General features: G+C 66.8%; 15 protein-coding genes. 8 read left to right on the top strand and 7 right to left on the bottom strand.

Annotated elements, in window-relative coordinates; all coding sequences use genetic code 11:
• Nucleotides 1-6 precede the first annotated feature (6 nt).
• Nucleotides 7-306: a DUF3493 domain-containing protein gene (locus KBY78_RS16310; RefSeq protein WP_399215011.1), complete on the top strand. Its 300-nt coding sequence runs from the start codon at nt 7-9 to the stop codon at nt 304-306.
• Here KBY78_RS16310 and KBY78_RS00155 read toward each other — a convergent pair.
• The 6 genes from KBY78_RS00155 to KBY78_RS00130 form a co-directional block, all read right to left on the bottom strand.
• The gene (locus KBY78_RS00155; protein WP_255141803.1) at nt 238-930 is read right to left on the bottom strand and encodes a low-complexity tail membrane protein; all 693 of its coding nucleotides are present in this window, start codon (nt 928-930) and stop codon (nt 238-240) included. The two genes, KBY78_RS16310 and KBY78_RS00155, sit on opposite strands and share 69 nt — an antisense overlap.
• Before the next feature lies 1 nt (nt 931).
• Entirely contained in the window at nt 932-4,300 is a 3,369-nt protein-coding gene (gene infB, locus KBY78_RS00150; RefSeq protein ID WP_255141802.1) for a translation initiation factor IF-2, read from the bottom strand.
• Nucleotides 4,301-4,363: 63 nt separating this feature from the next.
• Nucleotides 4,364-4,654: a YlxR family protein gene (locus tag KBY78_RS00145; protein ID WP_399215008.1), complete on the bottom strand. Its 291-nt coding sequence runs from the start codon at nt 4,652-4,654 to the stop codon at nt 4,364-4,366.
• Nucleotides 4,651-6,129 carry a transcription termination factor NusA gene (nusA, locus tag KBY78_RS00140; RefSeq protein ID WP_006172028.1) on the bottom strand — a complete coding sequence of 493 codons (1,479 nt, stop codon included), beginning with the start codon at nt 6,127-6,129 and terminating at the stop codon, nt 4,651-4,653. Before nusA ends, KBY78_RS00145 begins: the two co-directional genes overlap by 4 nt.
• Nucleotides 6,130-6,172: 43 nt before the next feature.
• Nucleotides 6,173-6,643: a ribosome maturation factor RimP gene (gene rimP / locus KBY78_RS00135; RefSeq protein WP_255141801.1), complete on the bottom strand. Its 471-nt coding sequence runs from the start codon at nt 6,641-6,643 to the stop codon at nt 6,173-6,175.
• Between the two features lie 162 nt (nt 6,644-6,805).
• The gene (locus KBY78_RS00130; RefSeq protein WP_006172026.1) at nt 6,806-7,084 is read right to left on the bottom strand and encodes a hypothetical protein; all 279 of its coding nucleotides are present in this window, start codon (nt 7,082-7,084) and stop codon (nt 6,806-6,808) included.
• A gap of 110 nt (nt 7,085-7,194) precedes the next feature.
• Between KBY78_RS00130 and KBY78_RS00125 the strand changes: the two genes are divergently transcribed.
• From KBY78_RS00125 to rpiA, 3 genes are all read left to right on the top strand, one after another.
• Complete coding sequence (locus KBY78_RS00125) at nt 7,195-8,004, top strand: metallophosphoesterase (RefSeq protein ID WP_255141800.1); 810 nt, start codon at nt 7,195-7,197, stop codon at nt 8,002-8,004.
• Nucleotides 8,005-8,014: 10 nt separating this feature from the next.
• Entirely contained in the window at nt 8,015-9,226 is a 1,212-nt protein-coding gene (locus KBY78_RS00120; protein WP_255141799.1) for a trypsin-like peptidase domain-containing protein, read from the top strand.
• A gap of 77 nt (nt 9,227-9,303) precedes the next feature.
• Nucleotides 9,304-10,017 carry a ribose-5-phosphate isomerase RpiA gene (gene rpiA, locus KBY78_RS00115; protein ID WP_255141798.1) on the top strand — a complete coding sequence of 238 codons (714 nt, stop codon included), beginning with the start codon at nt 9,304-9,306 and terminating at the stop codon, nt 10,015-10,017.
• Nucleotides 10,018-10,034: 17 nt separating this feature from the next.
• Here the strand turns inward: rpiA and hisD are convergent, their stop codons facing one another.
• The gene (gene hisD, locus KBY78_RS00110) at nt 10,035-11,357 is read right to left on the bottom strand and encodes a histidinol dehydrogenase (protein WP_255141797.1); all 1,323 of its coding nucleotides are present in this window, start codon (nt 11,355-11,357) and stop codon (nt 10,035-10,037) included.
• A gap of 122 nt (nt 11,358-11,479) precedes the next feature.
• Here hisD and rpsT point away from each other — a divergent pair, with 122 nt between their 5' ends.
• The 4 genes from rpsT (at nt 11,480) to KBY78_RS00090 (ending at nt 18,098) form a co-directional block, all read left to right on the top strand.
• Nucleotides 11,480-11,785, top strand: a complete 306-nt coding sequence (gene rpsT, locus KBY78_RS00105) for a 30S ribosomal protein S20 (protein WP_006172021.1) — start codon at nt 11,480-11,482, stop codon at nt 11,783-11,785.
• A 16-nt stretch (nt 11,786-11,801) separates the two neighbouring features.
• On the top strand, nt 11,802-12,641 hold the full coding sequence (locus tag KBY78_RS00100) for a TatD family hydrolase (RefSeq protein ID WP_006172020.1): 840 nt from the start codon (nt 11,802-11,804) through the stop codon (nt 12,639-12,641).
• Nucleotides 12,642-12,850: 209 nt separating this feature from the next.
• The gene (gene rpoB / locus KBY78_RS00095; RefSeq protein WP_255141796.1) at nt 12,851-16,141 is read left to right on the top strand and encodes a DNA-directed RNA polymerase subunit beta; all 3,291 of its coding nucleotides are present in this window, start codon (nt 12,851-12,853) and stop codon (nt 16,139-16,141) included.
• 52 nt (nt 16,142-16,193) lie between these two features.
• Entirely contained in the window at nt 16,194-18,098 is a 1,905-nt protein-coding gene (locus KBY78_RS00090; protein WP_255141795.1) for a DNA-directed RNA polymerase subunit gamma, read from the top strand.
• The last annotated feature ends 58 nt before the right edge of the window (nt 18,099-18,156 follow it).

Below are 18,156 nucleotides of genomic sequence, written 5' to 3'. Positions count from 1 at the left end.
ATCTCCATGAAATTAGCATTCAGGGGTTCCAAAGGCCCCTGGCCCATGCCTTCGACTCGGCCCAAGCCCCAGCCCAGCTCCACCCCCCTGGATCCTGAGTTGCGAGAGCGGCTCCTGGCGGAAGCCAAAGCCCCCTGGAAAGGTCTGAGGCGTGCCCTCTGGTTTGCCCTCACCGCCTCAGGTGCGATCGGGCTGGGCGTCATGGCGATGCGTGCATCCTCCGGCTCAGAGGTGGCTTCAGGAGACCTGCTCATCCAGCTGAGCGCCTTCATCGGTTTTGGCTTGCTGCTCTGGCGCGACCGCTGAGGAACTGGAGGGCGCTGCCTTGGGTTGCCTGTCCTGGACCAGGCTGAGGGGATCGGGGAGCAGCAGGGGCAGTCCAAGACTCAACCGTTCCCGCCCCAGTGCTTCAGGTCCCATGGCGGGGGTTCCACCCACCTGCTCAGGGCTGCGGCTGAACAGCCAGACGGCCTGGACCAGCTGCTGTCCTTGCCAGACCAGAATCGCCAGCAACGGCACAGACAGCAGGATCGTGACCAGCCGGGAGGCCTCCGGCAGGGGCGCGATGGCCGCCATCTGGGCGGAGAGGGAGTCAAGACGCCAGATCGCCGGCAGCAACAGCAGCGCCCACGCAGCGGCCAGCAGGCGAACGGGCAGTGGTGATTGGAGGGCACTCAGGCGCTGTTGAGCCTCGCGGCGGCCCCGGGCCGGAGTCTGCAGCAGCAGCAACGACCAGCAATCAGCTGGCCGCTGCCACAGCAGCACCGCCGGCAGCAAGGCGCCGAGCGCCCAGAGCAACAGCCGCTCGATCGCTGGCACCGGCCCCGGATCGGCGCCCGCCAGGATCAGAACCACGGCCAGCAGCTCCGCCGGGATGGCTGCCAATCCGAGGAGTTGCAGCCAGAGCAGGGGTTCGCTGCGGGGGCTCACATCAGGTGCTGAGGGTGCGGCGTTGGGTGACCAGCTTGTAGGCCATCACCCGATCACCGTCCTGCCAGTTGGCAAAGCGATCGCAGCCGATGCCGCACTCGAAGCCCGTGGCGACCTCCTTGACGTCGTCCTTGTTGCGGCGCAGGGAGTCGAGATCGCCCTCGAACACCACCTGCTTGTTGCGCTGGATGCGCACCTTGCAGTTGCGCTGCAGCTTGCCGCTGGTGACGTAGCAACCGGCCACGGCGCTCTTGCCGATCGTGAAGACGGCACGCACCTCCGCTTCTCCGAGGGGCTCCTCCACCAGCTCCGGCTCCAGCAGGCCCTCCATGGCCAGCTGGATGTCCTCCAGCAGTTTGTAGATCACGTCGTAGTCGCGCACGTCGACGCCATTGGCATCGGCGGCCCGCTTGGCACCGGAGGCCATCGAGGTGTTGAAGCCGACGATCACGGCACCGGAGGCGGCCGCCAGATCCACGTCGGTTTCGGTGATCTCGCCAGGGGCGGAGAGCAGCACGCGCACCTGCACCTCGCCCTGGGGCAGCTGCTCGAGGGACCCCAGGATCGCCTCGACGCTGCCCTGGACATCGGCCTTGAGGATGAGGTTGAGCTCCTTGAGCTCCCCTTCGCTGGCCTGACCTGACATCGATGCCAGCGAGACCCGACGGGAGGCCATCTGCTGGGCCAGGCGGGTGGCACGGGCTTCGTTGGCCCGATCCCCCACCACCGAGCGAGCGATCTTCTCGTCGGGGTAGACCTCGAATTCATCACCGGCCGTGGGCACTTCGCTGAAGCCGAGGGCTTCCACAGCCGAGGAAGGGCCTGCGGTCTTGACCCGCTTGCCAGAGTCGTCGACCATGGCGCGCACCTTGCCGAGCACCGGCCCGGCTGCCACCACATCGCCGGCCTTGAGGGTGCCGTTCTGGATCAGCAGAGTGGCCACGGGGCCCTTGGCCTTGTCGAGGTGAGCCTCGATCACGGTGCCCTTCGCCATCCGGTCCGGGTTGGCCTGGAGGTCTTCGACCTCCGTCACGAGCAGGATCATCTCCAGCAATTTGTCGATGTTCTCGCCCTTGGTGGCGCTCACCGGCACCATCACGGTGGTGCCGCCCCAGTCTTCGGAAACGAGCTCCAGGGCGGAGAGTTCCTGCTTGACCCGCTCAGGCTGGGCGCCCTCCTTGTCGATCTTGTTGATCGCCACAATGATCGGCACTTCCGCGGCCCGGGCGTGGCTGATGGCCTCCAGGGTCTGGGGCCTGACGCCGTCGTCGGCGGCCACCACCAGCACGGCCACGTCGGTGACCTTGGTGCCCCGGGCCCGCATGGCGGTGAAGGCTTCGTGGCCCGGGGTGTCAAGGAAGGTGATGCGACGGTCTTCGCCGGAGTGGGGAATCGTGACCTGATAGGCGCCGATGTGCTGGGTAATGCCCCCGGCTTCCCCGGCCGCCACGCGGGTCTTGCGGATGGCATCGAGCAGGCTGGTCTTGCCGTGGTCGACGTGGCCCATCACCGTGACCACCGGCGGGCGCCGGATCAGGTGCTCGAGGTCGCTGGCCTCGATCATCTCGACCGTCTTCTTGGCGGCCTCCTCCACGTCGTCCTGGAGGACGGGCACCCCGAACTCCTCGGAGACCGTTTCGATCGTGGAGAGATCGAGGGTCTGGGTGACCGTGGCGATGATCCCCTTGAAGAAGAGGGATTTGATGATCTCGGAGCTCTCCACGCCCAGGCGGTCGGCCAGTTCCTGCACCGTGAGATTGCCCTCCGGAACGATCAGCATCTCGGGCCGGGTGGCCTTGGCTTCCCGGGCGGCGCGCAGTTCCATGGCGCGGCGCCGCTGCCTCTGACGGGTGGTTTCCTTTTTGCGCTTGCGCATCGCCACCACGGGCTTGGCGCCAGGCGTGGTGGGACGGGTGCGCGGCTTGGCCGGCCGGGCCAGGCTGGCCTGAAGCACCATCGCCTCGTGCTCGCCGGCGAAGCCGCCGGTTTCGGCGGTGAGCGCATCATCGTTGTCGCCGATGATGTGAACCTTCTGGCGCTGCTTCTGGGGCGACTTGCTGCGCAGGGCCTCCAGCTTGGCGCTGTCATCCCATTCCGGGCGCCGTGCCCGGCCAGGCCCTGCGGCCTGGGGCGTGCGGAATGCCGGACGCCGCGGGGCTGCTGGTGGGGTGGCGGTGGGCCTTGGGGCGTCGGGACTGCCTTCGCTGCGCTCGGGCCGCCGGGGTGGTGCGGCGATCGGGCGACTGCCGGGTTTCTGGAGCTGCATCAGCTCACCGGGGGCCACCGGCTTGCGCATGCCCTGAGGCATTCCGGGGCGCACGGGAGCTCCGGGCCGACTGGTGCCTCCGGGGCCGGCGGCGTCGCGGCGGATCGGTTTGCCCACCAGCTCCAGGGGGCTGCGGGCCTGGGTGGGTCGGCCCACCTGCGGAGTGGGTCGTTGGGGAGCCCCGGCCGGCCGCTGGCTCAGGGCCGGACGGCCCGAAGGAGGAGCCGGACGGTTGCTGGTGCCGGGCTGGCCGGGCTGGGGCCGGCCCACCAATTGCGGTCGGCCGGAGCCACCGCCGCTGGCATTGCGCACCGGAGCCGGGGCTCCGGGTCGTTGGGGCGTGGCCGGCCGGGAGGGGGCCGGTGCACTGCCCCGGGGCACAGGCCGGGGGCTGGTGGCGGGTCGTGGACTTGGGCTGGTCGCTGCGGCCGAATCCGGTTTGCGCACCTGGGGCGGCTCGGGCTTGCTCACCGGCGGTGCAGGCGGGCGGCTCGGGGCACCCACGGGTTTGGCTGGAGCGGCTGAGACAGGGGTGGGCTTCAGAGGTGCAGCCGGCCGGGTTGGTGCGGCAGTGGTGGGGGCCTGACGGGCGGCTTGGGGCACCACTTTTCTGACCACCGGCGGCTGGGTGGGTGCCGCAGGTTTCGTCGCTGCAGCGGGGGCCTGCGCCACGATCTCCGGCCTGGGGGCCGGCTTGACGATGACCGGTTTGGCAGCCGGGGCAGGGGCCGGCGCAGCGGCTGCAGGCTTCTGGGGGCTGCTCATCGGCCTGACAGCCGGCATCGGCTTGGCGCTACCAGCCGGACTGACCGGGGTTGCCGGCGGAGCCGGAGCGGCAGGGGCGGCCTTCTTGACGGACAGGATGGCCTTGGCAGGCTCGCTGGCCGGTGGCGTGGGCCGGACAGGCTGGCCCGCCGGTGCCCCACCACCGTTGCCGGGGGTGCTGATCAGGCTGCGGATGCGCTCGGCCTCCCCATCGCTGATGGAGCTGCTGTGGCTCTTGACCGCAATGGACAGCTTCTCAGCGGCGTCGAGCACGTCCTTGTTCTCCAGGCCAAGGTCGCGGGACAGCTCATAAATTCTGACTTTGCCGCTGCTGGTCATTCAGGTCTCCGATCGGTCGGGGCAGCGTGTGCCTCCGAGCCCCACGCGCGGTGCGGCCACTGTTCATCTTGCCTCAGAGGCTGCAGCGAGTGACTCGCTCAACCGTTCCTCCAGTGCCGTGTAAATGGAATCCGACACCTGACAGCGCAAGGAGCGCTGCAGGCGTTTGCGGCGCCTGGCGTCCTCGATGCAGCTGCTGGAGGGACAGACATAGGCCGAACGGCCCATGGCCCTGGTGGAGGCCCCCTCGAGCACCACCCCATCTCCATATTGGCGGACGATCCGCCAGAGCAGGCGACGATCCTGCCGTTCCCGGCAGGACACGCAGCGCCTCATCACGACGCCCCCGCTCACCGCAGTTCTGCGGCGGCTTCGTCCTCCTGCTCCGCTGCGGCCGGCTCGGTTTCCTCTGTTGTCACGGTCTCGGCGCCGGCTTCCGACTCGACCTCGGTCACGGCCTCGATCTCTGCCGCAGGCTCCGCCTCGTCGTCCGCTTCGGCCTCCCCATCCTCCGCGTAGCTGTCGTAGCCCTCCTCGTCTTCGGGCAGGGGATAGAGCTCCCGCAGGCGGGCATCCTCCTCGGCACGGGCGGCCTGCTCCACCGCCAGGCGGGCTTCGGCCTCGGCCTGCTGCCGCTCATCCTCCTCGCGCAGGGCGATCAGCTCCGCCGCCCGGGCGTCCTCACTGACCTGGTCGTAGTCGGCGGCATTCTTGATATCGATCTTCCAGCCGGTGAGACGTGCCGCCAGACGGACGTTCTGGCCTTCGCGGCCGATCGCCAGGCTGAGCTGGTCAGGGGGGACGAGCACATGGGCGTGCTGCCCCTCAGGGTCCACCAGCCGCACCATCTCGACGCGGGCGGGGCTGAGGGAATTGGCCAAGTACTGACCCGGATCAGGCGACCAGCGGATCACATCGATCTTCTCGCCGCGCAGCTCGTTGACCACCTGTTGAATGCGGGAGCCACGGGCGCCGATGCAGGCGCCAACGGGATCCACTTCCCGCTCGACGCTATCGACGGCCACCTTGGTGCGGGGGCCCACGGCTCGCGAGGGGGGATTGGCTTCACGGGCCACGGCCACGATCCGCACCGAACCCTCCTGGATTTCCGGCACTTCATTCTCGAACAGATACACCACCAGACCGGCATTCGCCCTGGAGACGAACAGCTGCGGTCCGCGGCGGGGCACCTCACTCACTTCCTTGAGGAACACCTTGAAGGTGGCGTTGGCCCGGTAGTTGTCGTTGGGGAGCTGATCCCGCCGCGGCAGTTCCGCTTCCACTTCAGGCCGGCCCAGGCCTGAACTCACAGCCATGATCACCGACTGGCGCTCGAAGCGGATCACCCGGGCGGTGAGCACCGGATCTTCGAGATCGGCGAACTCCTCCTGGATCATCCGGCGCTGTTGGTCGCGCAGCTTCTGGGCCAGCACCTGCTTGGTGGTGGCGGCGGCCATGCGGCCGAAGTCGTCTTTCTCGGGGGTGACATCGAGCACCACGGTGTCACCGACCTGGGCGTCCTCAGCCACCTGCTGCACCTCGGCCAGGGCGATCTGGTGGTCCTCGCTCTCCACCTCCTCGACGATGATCTTGCTGGCCAGCACCCGGTAACCCTCTTCGTCGAGGTCGAGGGCCACATCGAAGTTGCTGAAATAATCCTCCTCGAAGGGGTCTTCGCTGATGCCCAGGTAAAGGGTGCGGCGGTAGCGCTCGTAGCCCTTGAGCAGGGCCTCGCGCAGAGCCGCTTCCACCACCTGGGTAGGAAGCTTCTTCTCCTCGCTGATGTCCTCGATCAGGTTCTGAAGACCGGGGAGGAGAACGAGTGCCATCGGGTCAAAAAGGGGGTTGAGGTGGGGAGGGAGCTGGACGTGGTCAGTCCGTGGCGGGTGTGACCAGTCGGACGGAGATCACATCGGGACGGGGGATCCGGCTGATGCGGCCGTGCAGGTTGAGCTGGAGGTGCTCCTCGTCCCTCTCCAGCAGCAGACCTTCGCGGGTGGTCTCCAGGCCCTTGCCATCCCGGAAGCGCACGGCCACGGGGAAGCCGCGAAAACTGTGGAAATCGCGGTCATCGAGCAGCTCCTCGCCGATCCCGGGGCTGCTGACTTCCAGAACATAGGCCTGGGGCATCAGCTCACTGGCTTCGACAACCTCGCCGAGCACACCGCTGAAGGCGGCGCACTCATCGAGGTTGATGTCGCGTCCGTCGGCGTGGCGGATCTGGATCACCAGCGTGAGCGGCAGCCGGTGGGCCTGGATCTCCACCCCCTGAAGCGCCAGGCCCGAAGCCTCGGCGAGCGGGGTGACCAGACGCTCCAGATGGGGGATGAGTGGGTGGGGCACCGGCGGAGCTGGAGAGCGGGTCGGACGCCCGACCGGCCTCTGCAGAGAACTGCCCCTGAGCTCAAGGCTGCCCGGGAGGCCGCGCTCGATCGTCAGGGTGATGCCCGCCGGGCATGGAGTTGAGCGTACAAGCCGGCACGACAGCCCCCGGCGCCAGACGGCTCAGGCTGGAGGAGTGGGCCCGCCCGGTGCGTCGAACAGGCCGAGGCTGGGGGCCTCCCCGTAGAAGTCGTCGGCGCCGACCTCGCCACGGAGCGCCTGGTCCTGGTTGAGGCAGCGTTGGGGTTCCCTGACGTACTGGCAGACCCTGGCCCAGAGCTTGGCGCGGGTTCCAGGAGCCCCCTGACTGAAGATCACCTGGTCCTGGCCGCCCACCATGCCTTGGATCTCCACCTGGCAGAGGGCACATCGCACACGGGTGCCGGGGGGGATCGAGGCCATGGGCTGGCAGCGCTGTTGCGGCAACTTAGTGTGAAGGTCCCCATCCGTGGTTCCTTCTGTTGCGACCCCTTCAAGAGCGGGGCCACATCAGCCAGTCGGATTCAGAGGCTTTGGACTCAGGCAACAATGCCTTCAAGGTGTTGCAGCTCAGTGATCCCCATCTGCTCCGTCAGGGGCAGGGTCGCTACAGGGGCCGAACCCCGCTGTCTCAGCTGCGCCATGGCCTCGAGCAGGCCCTCGCTGCCCTCGAAGACCGCCCGGATCTACTGCTGATCAGCGGAGACCTCTGCCAGGACGAGAGCTGGGGCGGCTATGTGCAGCTCCGAGACCTGCTCGCCGCTTCGGGCCTGCCCCTGGCGCTGCTGCCGGGAAATCACGATCACCCCGCCCTGCTGCAGGCGGCCCTCGGGCGCCAGGCCGTGCTGGCGCCCGCAGAGCTGCGGCTTGGCCCCTGGCGACTGCTGCTGCTCTCCAGCCACCGCAGCGGTGACTGCGGCGGCTGGCTCGGCGCCGGGCAACGGTCCTGGCTGCGGCAGCGCCTGCTGCACGACTGCTCTCCCGCCCTGGTGGTGGTTCATCACCCGCCCCTACCGATCAGCGACCCGAGCTTCGATGCCATCGGTCTGCGCGATGGGGCCGAGCTGGCCGGGATCCTTCTGGAGGCTTCGTCAGTGGCGCTCCTGCTCTGCGGCCATGTCCACCAGCACTGGCAGGGACTGCTGGGGGGGCAGCCGGGCATTCCCGTACTGGCCTGTCCCTCCACGCTCTGCGCCTTCGGGGCGGTGCAAGCCTGCCCGCTGGGCCGCGCGGAGGATCCGGGCGGCCGCCTGCTGGAGCTGCACCACGATGGGCGCTGGAGCCAGCGGCTGCTGCGCTGGTCGCCCTGGCCGGAGATTGCGGCAGCCGATCCAGCCATTTAGCCTCGGCTCCATGTCCAGTCCCGCTCACGTCCGCTCCTGCGTCGATTCGACTCCGGCCCCGCCATGGCCCTGGGCTGGACCTGGCCGCTGGCTGGCGCTGCTGCTGGTGATCGGCCTGACCCTGGGGCTGCCCTCCCAGGCCCTGGCGCTCACCCCCGAACTGCCCCCTGCTGCTGCCCTGGCCAGTGCTTCACCGCCAGCGGCTGCGCGGGCGCACAATTTCGTTGCCGAGGCGGCCGGACGGGCCAGCCCGTCCGTGGTGCGCATCGACACCGAGCGGGAGGTGCCGCGCCAGGCCTTCGATCCGGCCCTGCTCGATCCGCTGCTGCGTGATCTCTTCGGCGACCCGGCAGGCAGCAGCCGTGAGCGGGGCCAGGGCTCCGGCGTCGTGATCGACGCTGGGCTGGTGCTCACCAATGCCCATGTGGTCGAGAGGGTCGATCAGGTGGAGGTCACCCTCGCCGATGGCCGCCAGCTCGATGGAACCGTGGTGGGAGCTGATCCTGTCACCGATCTGGCGGTGGTGCGCATCGACGCCCCCCGGGACCTCAAGGCAGCCCCCCTGGGCAATTCCGAAGCCCTGGAGGTGGGCGACTGGGCCATTGCCCTGGGCAGCCCCTATGGCCTGGAGCGCACGGTCACCCTCGGCATTGTCAGCAGCCTGCACCGCAACATCAACAGTCTTGGCTTCGCCGACAAGCGGCTCGACCTGATTCAGACAGATGCGGCCATCAACCCTGGCAATTCCGGGGGGCCGCTGATCAATGCGGCCGGTGAAGTGATCGGCATCAACACCCTGGTGCGCTCCGGACCCGGCGCCGGTCTCGGCTTCGCCATTCCGATCAACCTGGCCCGGGGGGTGGCCGATCAACTGCGTACCGGCGCCGATGTGGTTCACCCCTATCTGGGCCTGCAACTGGTGCCGCTCACAGCTCGACGCGCCCGCGAAAACAACCGCGACCCCGAGGCGGTGCTGCAGTTGCCCGAGCGCGACGGCGCGCTGGTGCAGCGGGTGCTCCAGGGCAGCCCGGCTGAATCCGCCGGGCTCAGGCGTGGTGATCTGGTGGTGGCGGCGGCTGATCACCCCGTGGTCGATCCCGCCGCTCTGCTGCAGCGGGTCGAGGCCTCCAGTGTCGGCGAGGCCCTGCCCCTCAAGGTGGTCCGTGGCAACCGGGAACTGCAGCTCTCGATCCGTCCCGCCGCCTTGCCGCGGGCTTCCTGAATCTCCCTGCGCCAGCTGGGTTCTCCAGGGGTTCAGCCTTCAGCTTGCTACGGTCGCACCCCCTGGTTTCACCCCCCATGGCCGAGCTGCAGGACCGGATGAAGCTGGCCGTGGCCACGGCCGCCGTCGATCAGATCCGGGACGGCATGGTGCTCGGCCTGGGCTCCGGCTCCACCGCCGCCCTGATGATCCGGGAACTTGGAGCCCGCCTGCAGCGGGGTGAACTCTCGGCCATCACCGGGGTGACCACCTCGTTCCAGGGGGAGGTGCTCGCCGCTGAGCTGGGCATCCCCCTGCAGAGCCTCAATGCCGTCTCCCGCATCGACCTGGCGATCGATGGCGCCGATGAGGTCGACCCCGCCTTCCAGCTGATCAAGGGGGGTGGGGCTTGCCATGTGCAGGAGAAGCTGGTGGCCCGCCGGGCCGACCGCTTCGTGGTGGTGGTCGATTCCAGCAAGCTGGTGGAGCGCCTCAACCTGGAGTTCCTCCTGCCGGTGGAGGTCCTGCCCGGGGCCTGGCGCCAGGTGAAGGCGGAGCTGGAGGCGATGGGGGCCACCGCTGACCTGCGCATGGCTGTGAAGAAGGCAGGCCCGGTGGTCACCGACCAGGGGAACCTGGTGCTCGATCTCAAGTTCGCTGGCGGCATCGCCGATCCAGCGGCGCTGGAGCAGGCGATCAACAACCTGCCAGGGGTGCTGGAGAACGGGCTGTTCGTGGGCCTCACCGACCAGGTCCTGGTGGGCGAGATCGTCGACGGGGAGCCCCGGGTGCGGGATCTCGAGCGGATCTGACCATCAGCCTGAGCGGTTCAGTCGAGCCGGCGGCGCACGGAATCGGCGTGGCTGTGCAGCCCCTCGCTCTGGGCCAGGGTGATCACCGCTGGCCCGGTGGCCTCGAGGGCCTGGCGGTTGAAGGCGATCATGCTGGTGTGACGCATGAACGTCTCCACGCTCAGGGCGCCGGAGAAACGGGCGGTGCCTGAGGTGGGCAGGGTGTGGTTGGGGCCGGCCAGGTAGTCGCCCACCGCTTCGGGGCTCCAGGCGCCGATGAAAATCGCACCGGCGTTCTCGATCCGCCCCGCCAGGGGCTCGGGCCGCTCCACCAGCAGCTCCAGGTGCTCGGGTGCGAAGTGGTCGCTCAGCCTGGCCGCGTCTTCCAGGGAAGGACAGAGCACGATCAGCCCCCAGTCTTCCAGGGCCGCCCGGCAGAGATCCGCCCGGGGGTGGTGGCGCAGCTGCTGTTCCAGGGCCTTGGGCACAGCCGCCGCCAGGGCAGCGCTGGTGGTGAGCAGGATCGCCGCCGCCAGGGGGTCGTGCTCGGCCTGGGCGAGCAGATCGGCGGCCACGTGATCCGGATCGGCGCTCTGGTCGGCGATCACCAGCACCTCGCTGGGGCCGGCCAGGGAATCGATGGCCACCTGGCCGTACACAGCTTTTTTGGCCAGGGTCACGTAGAGGTTTCCCGGACCGCTGATCACATCCACCCGCGGGATCGATTCGGTGCCATAGGCCAGGGCGGCGATGGCCTGGGCCCCACCGACCCGGTAGACCTCCTCAACTCCAGCCAGGTGGGCGGCGGCCAGCACCGTGGGGTCAGGTTGTCCCTGGGGACCCGGAGGCGTCACCATCACCACTCGCTTGACTCCGGCCACCCGGGCCGGAACGGCATTCATCAGCACGGTGCTGGGGTAGGAGGCCCGTCCGCCGGGTACGTAGAGCCCTGCCCTGGCCACCGGACGCCAGCGCCGCCCAAGGCGTTCGCCGTGCACGCCCGTCACCTCCAGGTCGCTGGGCTTCTGACGCTGATGGAAATCGAGGATGCGCCGGTGGGCCAGCTCCAGGGCGCTGCGCAGGTCCGAGGGGCAGGCCTTCCAGGCGCGGGCCAGCTCCTCGCGGGGAATGCGCAGGGGATCCGGACGGAAGCCGTCGAAGCGTTCGCTCAGCTCCAGCAGGGCGCCATCGCCTTCTCGCTTCACCTGCTCGAGGATGGCCTCCACTCTGGCGGCGGCCTCCTGGCTGGCGCCGCCGCTGGTGCGGCCGGCGATGCGCGCGAGCCTGGCCGCGGCGGCATCGAGATCCTCCAGGCGCTCGAGGGCCAGGGCTGGTGCGGTGTCGCTCAGGGTGTTCGGCAAGGAGAAAGGCGGTGGCGGAAGGCGGCGCCGCTGAGTCAATGTCCCAGGCTAGAGCTGGCCCCCAGGCGGGCGAGCCTGTGAGGGTAAGATCGACAACTGCTGAATCAGCGCTGAACCCGCCTGTGGCCAATAACAAGTCTTCGAAGAAGCGCATCCTGATTGCCGAGCGCAACTGGTTGCAGAACCGCACCTACAAGTCGGCGGTGCGCACGCTGATGAAGCGCTGCTTCGCGGCCGTGACCGTCTACAGCCAGGAGCCCGGCGAGGACAACAAGACGGCCGTGCAGGCCAGCCTCAACGCGGCCTTCAGCAAGATCGACAAGGCCGTCAAGGTCGGTGTGATCCACCGCAACACCGGCGCCAACCAGAAATCGCGGCTCAGCACCGCCGTCAAGCAGGCCATCGAGCCCGTTGCCGGCAACGCCTGAGCGGCTCGCCGTCCCCATGACCGTCAACACCATGCCTGCCGTGGCCACCGGGCTTCCGGCGCTGGTTGACTCCCACTGCCACGTGGTGTTCAGCACCTTCGAGGCCGACCTCGACGCGGTGGCCGAGCGCTGGCGTGAAGCCGGTGTGGTGTCCTTGCTGCATGCCTGCGTGGAGCCATCCCAGATCGGTCCGATCCGTGCCTTGGCCGATCGGTTTCCCGAGCTGCGCTATTCGGTGGGGGTTCATCCGCTCGACACCGAGCACTGGGACCCCACCACCCAGGCGGTGCTGCGTCAGGCCGCCCTCGACGACGAGCGGGTGCTGGCCATCGGTGAACTGGGTCTGGATCTCTTCCGCGACTCCAACCTCGAGAGTCAGCTGGCGGTCCTTGGCCCCCAGCTTGATCTCGCTGTGGAGCTGGATCTGCCGGTGATCATTCATTGCCGCGATGCCGCCGCGCCGATGCTGCAGGAGCTGCGCCAGCGTCAGGCTGAGGGGCGTTGCCCCCGCGGAGTGATGCACTGCTGGGGCGGCACCCCGCAGGAGATGGCGTCGTTTCTGGAACTGGGCTTGTACATCAGCTTCAGCGGAACGGTCACCTTTCCCAAGGCCTTCGATACCCACCTCTGTGCCCAACAGGTTCCAGCCGATCGCTACCTGGTGGAAACCGACTGTCCCTTCCTGGCACCGGTTCCCCGCCGGGGCAAGCGCAATGAGCCCGCCTACGTGGCCGCCGTGGCCAGCCGTGTGGCGGAGCTCAGGGGCGAGGCCCTGGAGCAGGTGGCGGCCGACTCAACGGCGAACGCGGTACGCCTGTTTGGCCTCCCGGGACCACCTAAGCCCAATAGTGTATGATGTTTTATTGGCCTGGTAGCGTGAGCGCACCATTGTCGAGCTCGGCAGCTCCGATTCGAGATTCATCAGCGTGAGCACGGCAGGGTTCCCCCCTCTCCCGGAGAGGACCCTGCCGTGCCTTTGGCTGTCCTTGCGGCAGTCCGAAGCGTCAGGCGTGTTCCCGCCGGCGCCGTCCATCCACTTTTTCACCCGTTCCTGCAGGTCCCCGCATGAGCAGCGCGATTCAGGTCGCCAAGACCGTCACCTACCTGCCCGATCTGGTCGAGGTGCAGCGGGCGAGTTTCAAGTGGTTCCTGGAGAAGGGTCTGATCGAGGAGCTCGACAGCTTTTCCCCGATCACCGACTACACCGGCAAGCTTGAGCTCCATTTTGTCGGCACGGAGTACCGCCTGAAGCGGCCCCGCCACGATGTCGAAGAAGCGAAACGCCGCGATGCCACCTTCGCCTCGCAGATGTATGTCACCTGCCGGCTGGTCAACAAGGAAACCGGCGAGATCAAGGAGCAGGAAGTCTTCATCGGCGAGCTGCCGCTGATGACCGAGCGCGGCACCTTCATCATCAACGGCGCCGAGCGGGTGATCGTCAATCAGATCGTGCGCAGCCCCGGCGTCTACTTCAAGGACGAGCAGGATAAGAACGGCCGCAAGACCTTCAACGCCAGCCTGATCCCCAACCGTGGTGCCTGGCTGAAGTTCGAAACCGACAAGAACGATCTGCTGCACGTTCGCGTCGACAAGACCCGCAAGATCAATGCCCACGTACTGATGCGGGCGATCGGCCTGTCTGACAACGACGTGCTCGACAAGCTCCGGCACCCGGAGTACTACAAGAAGTCAATCGAAGCGGCCAACGACGAAGGCATCTCCTCGGAAGATCAGGCGCTGCTTGAGCTGTACAAGAAGCTGCGTCCCGGTGAGCCCCCTTCCGTGAGTGGTGGTCAGCAGCTGCTGCACAGCCGCTTCTTCGATCCCAAGCGCTACGACCTGGGCCGCGTGGGCCGCTACAAGATCAACAAGAAGCTGCGGCTCACCATCCCTGATGCCGTGCGCACCCTCACCGCTGAGGACGTGCTCTCGACGATCGATTACCTGATCAACCTTGAGCTTGATGTGGGCGGGGCTTCCCTCGACGACATCGATCACCTCGGCAACCGCCGGGTGCGCTCCGTCGGAGAGCTGCTGCAGAACCAGGTGCGGGTTGGCCTCAACCGGCTGGAGCGGATCATCAAGGAGCGGATGACGGTCGGCGAGACTGAATCGCTGACCCCCGCGCAGCTGGTCAATCCCAAGCCCCTGGTGGCGGCGATCAAGGAGTTCTTCGGCTCCAGCCAGCTCAGTCAGTTCATGGACCAGACCAATCCCCTGGCGGAGCTGACCCACAAGCGGCGCATCAGTGCCCTCGGCCCAGGCGGCCTCACCCGTGAGCGGGCAGGCTTCGCTGTGCGCGACATTCACCCGTCCCACTACGGCCGTATCTGCCCGATCGAGACCCCCGAAGGTCCCAACGCCGGTCTGATCGGTTCTCTGGCCACCCACGCCCGCGTCAATGAATACGGCTTCATCGAAACTCCTTTCTGGAAGGTGGAGAACGGTTTCGTCCACAAGCAGGGCGATCCGATCTACCTCTCCGCCGACCTTGAAGACGAGTGCCGCGTCGCCCCTGGTGACGTGGCCACCGATGCCGACGGCCGCATCCTCGCTGAGCTGATCCCCGTCCGCTACCGCCAGGACTTCGAGAAAGTGCCGCCTGAGCAGGTGGATTACGTGCAGCTCTCACCCGTGCAGGTGATCTCGGTGGCCACCTCGCTGATTCCCTTCCTCGAGCACGACGACGCCAACCGGGCCCTGATGGGCTCGAACATGCAGCGTCAGGCCGTTCCCCTGCTACGGCCCGAGCGGCCCCTGGTGGGTACTGGCCTGGAAACCCAGGTGGCCCGCGACTCGGGCATGGTGCCGATCACCCGGGTGAATGGCATCGTCACCTTCGTGGATGCCACGGCGATTGTGATTCGCGATGAGCAAGGCACCGATCACATCCACCACCTGCAGAAGTACCAGCGCTCCAACCAGGACACCTGCCTCAACCAGCGGCCGATTGTCAGCCAGGGTGATCAGGTGATCGCCGGCCAGGTGCTGGCCAATGGTTCCGCCTGTGAGGGTGGCGAGATCGCCCTGGGTCAGAATGTGCTGATCGCCTACATGCCCTGGGAGGGGTACAACTACGAGGACGCGATCCTCGTGAGTGAGCGGCTCGTTCAGGACGACCTCTACACCTCGGTGCACATCGAGAAGTATGAGATTGAGGCCCGCCAGACCAAGCTTGGACCCGAGGAGATCACCCGCGAGATTCCCAATGTGGCTGAAGAAAGCCTGGGCAACCTCGATGAGATGGGTATCATCCGGATCGGAGCCTATGTCGAATCCGGTGACATTCTGGTCGGTAAGGTAACACCCAAGGGTGAGTCGGATCAGCCGCCTGAAGAGAAGCTGCTGCGGGCGATCTTCGGTGAAAAGGCTCGCGATGTGCGCGACAACTCCCTGAGGGTGCCCAGCACCGAGCGCGGACGGGTTGTGGATGTGCGCATCTACACCCGCGAGCAGGGTGATGAGCTGCCGCCGGGGGCGAACATGGTGGTGCGGGTCTATGTGGCCCAGCGGCGCAAGATCCAGGTGGGCGACAAGATGGCCGGCCGCCACGGCAACAAGGGCATCATCAGCCGCATCCTCCCCCGTGAGGACATGCCCTACCTGCCCGATGGTTCCCCGATCGACATCGTCCTCAATCCCCTGGGGGTTCCCTCGCGGATGAATGTCGGACAGGTGTTCGAGTGCCTGATGGGCTGGGCTGCGTCGCACCTGAACTGCCGGGTCAAGGTGGTGCCGTTCGATGAGATGCACGGCAACGAAACCTCCAAGAACACCGTGCAGAAGTACCTGGAAGAGGCTGCCAGCGAGCCTGGCAAGGAGTGGGTCTACGACCCTGAGAATCCCGGCAAGATCCAACTGGTTGATGGGCGGACCGGCGAGCCTTTCGATCAACCGGTCACCGTGGGTTACGCCCACATCCTCAAGCTCGTCCACCTGGTCGACGACAAGATCCACGCCCGCTCCACCGGTCCCTACTCCCTGGTCACCCAGCAGCCCCTGGGCGGCAAGGCGCAGCAGGGCGGCCAGAGGCTCGGGGAGATGGAGGTCTGGGCCCTGGAGGCCTACGGGGCCGCCTACACCCTGCAGGAACTGCTCACCGTCAAGTCCGACGACATGCACTGCCGCAACGAAGCCCTCAACGCCATCGTCTGGGGCAAGCCCATTCCCCGCCCCGGCACCCCGGAATCCTTCAAGGTGCTGATGCGCGAATTGCAGTCGCTGGGTCTGGACATCGCCGTCTACACCGATGAGGGCGTCGAGGTTGATCTGATGCAGGACGTCAATCCCCGCCGCAGCACCCCCAACCGGCCCACCTATGAATCCCTCGGCGTCGCGGATTACGACGACGATTGAATCCACGCCCTGAGTTTCACCGTTTCACTCGACGTCCGCGCGCCCTTCGGCCATGACCAACAGCAACTCCCGCACCGAGAACCACTTCGACTACGTCAAGATCACTCTGGCTTCGCCGGAGCGGATCATGCAGTGGGGACAGCGCACCCTGCCCAATGGTCAGGTGGTCGGTGAGGTGACCAAGCCCGAAACGATCAACTACCGCACCCTCAAGCCCGAGATGGACGGGCTCTTCTGCGAGAAGATTTTCGGCCCCTCCAAGGACTGGGAATGCCATTGCGGTAAGTACAAGCGGGTGCGTCACCGTGGCATCGTCTGCGAACGCTGCGGGGTTGAGGTCACCGAGAGCCGGGTGCGGCGTCACCGCATGGGCTTCATCAAGCTGGCGGCTCCGGTGTCTCACGTCTGGTACCTGAAGGGGATCCCCAGCTACGTGGCGATCCTGCTTGACATGCCCCTGCGGGATGTTGAGCAGATCGTTTACTTCAACTGCTACGTGGTGCTCGAGCCGGGGGACCACAAAGACCTCACCTACAAGCAACTCCTCACCGAAGACGAGTGGCTGGAGATCGAGGATCAGATCTACGCCGAAGACTCGGAGATCGAGAATGAGCCCGAAGTGGGCATCGGCGCCGAGGCGCTCAAGCGCCTGCTCGAAGACCTCAACCTCACCGAGATTGCCGAGCAGCTGCGCGAGGACATCGCCGGCAGCAAGGGTCAGAAACGGGCGAAGCTGATCAAGCGTCTGCGCGTGATCGATAACTTCATCGCCACCGATGCCCGCCCCGACTGGATGGTGCTCGATGCCATCCCGGTGATCCCCCCCGACCTGCGCCCGATGGTGCAGCTCGATGGCGGCCGCTTCGCCACCAGCGATCTCAACGATCTCTACCGCCGGGTGATCAACCGCAACAACCGCCTGGCGCGGCTGCAGGAGATCCTTGCTCCCGAGATCATCGTCCGCAACGAAAAGCGGATGCTGCAGGAGGCTGTGGATGCCCTGATCGACAACGGACGCCGCGGCCGAACTGTGGTCGGTGCCAACAACCGTCCGCTCAAGTCGCTCAGCGACATCATCGAGGGCAAGCAGGGCCGCTTCCGTCAGAACCTTCTGGGCAAGCGTGTCGACTACTCCGGTCGTTCCGTGATCGTGGTGGGCCCCAAGCTGAAGATGCATCAGTGCGGCCTGCCCAAGGAAATGGCGATCGAGCTGTTCCAGCCGTTCGTGATTCACAGGCTGATCCGCCAGAACATCGTCAATAACATCAAGGCCGCCAAGAAGCTGATTCAGCGGGCCGATGACGAGGTGATGCAGGTGCTGCAGGAAGTGATCGAAGGCCACCCGATCATGCTCAACCGGGCACCTACGCTGCACCGGCTCGGAATCCAGGCTTTCGAGCCGAAGTTGGTGGATGGCCGTGCCATCCAGCTCCACCCCCTGGTCTGCCCCGCCTTCAACGCCGACTTCGACGGTGACCAGATGGCCGTGCACGTGCCCCTGGCCATCGAGGCCCAGACTGAGGCGCGCATGCTGATGCTGGCGAGCAACAACATTCTTTCGCCGGCCACCGGTGAGCCGATCATCACCCCGTCTCAGGACATGGTGCTGGGCATCTACTACCTCACCGCAGTGGATCGCAAGGAGAGCATGCCCAGCTTCGGCGACCGCAGCCGCACCTTCGCTGGCCTCAACGACGTGATCAACGCCTTTGAGGAGCGGCATCTTGACCTGCACCAGTGGGTCTGGGTTCGCTTCAGCGGCGAGGTCGACGATGAAGACGAGGCTGAAGCCCCCCATCATGAGGAGACCCTCAGCGATGGCACCCGCATCGAGCAGTGGAAGTACCGCCGCGACCGCTTCGACGAAGACGGTGCCCTGATCACCCGTTACCTGCTCACAACCGTCGGCCGGGTGGTGATGAACAGAACGATCATCGACGCGGTGGCCGCCACCTGAGCTGACCTGCTGCAGCACGTCGTCGTCTTCACCTGGTGTTCCAGGTTTTTTTCTTCGT

It is taken from the genome of Synechococcus sp. EJ6-Ellesmere, from assembly GCF_024345875.1.
Taxonomy (GTDB): domain Bacteria; phylum Cyanobacteriota; class Cyanobacteriia; order PCC-6307; family Cyanobiaceae; genus Regnicoccus_A; species Regnicoccus_A antarcticus.
The sequence above is the reverse complement of the archived record's forward strand: the minus strand, read 5'-3'. Positions and strand labels throughout refer to the sequence as shown.

Excerpts from the sequence above, each read along its gene's own strand:
- KBY78_RS00090 (WP_255141795.1), top strand. The coding sequence starts at position 16,194 with ATGACCAACAGCAACTCCCGCACCGAGAACCACTTCGACTACGTCAAG.
- KBY78_RS00130 (WP_006172026.1), bottom strand. The coding sequence starts at position 7,084 with ATGGCCTCGATCCCCCCCGGCACCCGTGTGCGATGTGCCCTCTGCCAG.
- KBY78_RS16310 (WP_399215011.1), top strand. The coding sequence starts at position 7 with ATGAAATTAGCATTCAGGGGTTCCAAAGGCCCCTGGCCCATGCCTTCG.
- rpiA (WP_255141798.1), top strand. The coding sequence starts at position 9,304 with ATGGCCGAGCTGCAGGACCGGATGAAGCTGGCCGTGGCCACGGCCGCC.
- KBY78_RS00100 (WP_006172020.1), top strand. The coding sequence starts at position 11,802 with ATGACCGTCAACACCATGCCTGCCGTGGCCACCGGGCTTCCGGCGCTG.
- nusA (WP_006172028.1), bottom strand. The coding sequence starts at position 6,129 with ATGGCACTCGTTCTCCTCCCCGGTCTTCAGAACCTGATCGAGGACATC.
- rpoB (WP_255141796.1), top strand. The coding sequence starts at position 12,851 with ATGAGCAGCGCGATTCAGGTCGCCAAGACCGTCACCTACCTGCCCGAT.
- KBY78_RS00120 (WP_255141799.1), top strand. The coding sequence starts at position 8,015 with ATGTCCAGTCCCGCTCACGTCCGCTCCTGCGTCGATTCGACTCCGGCC.
- infB (WP_255141802.1), bottom strand. The coding sequence starts at position 4,300 with ATGACCAGCAGCGGCAAAGTCAGAATTTATGAGCTGTCCCGCGACCTT.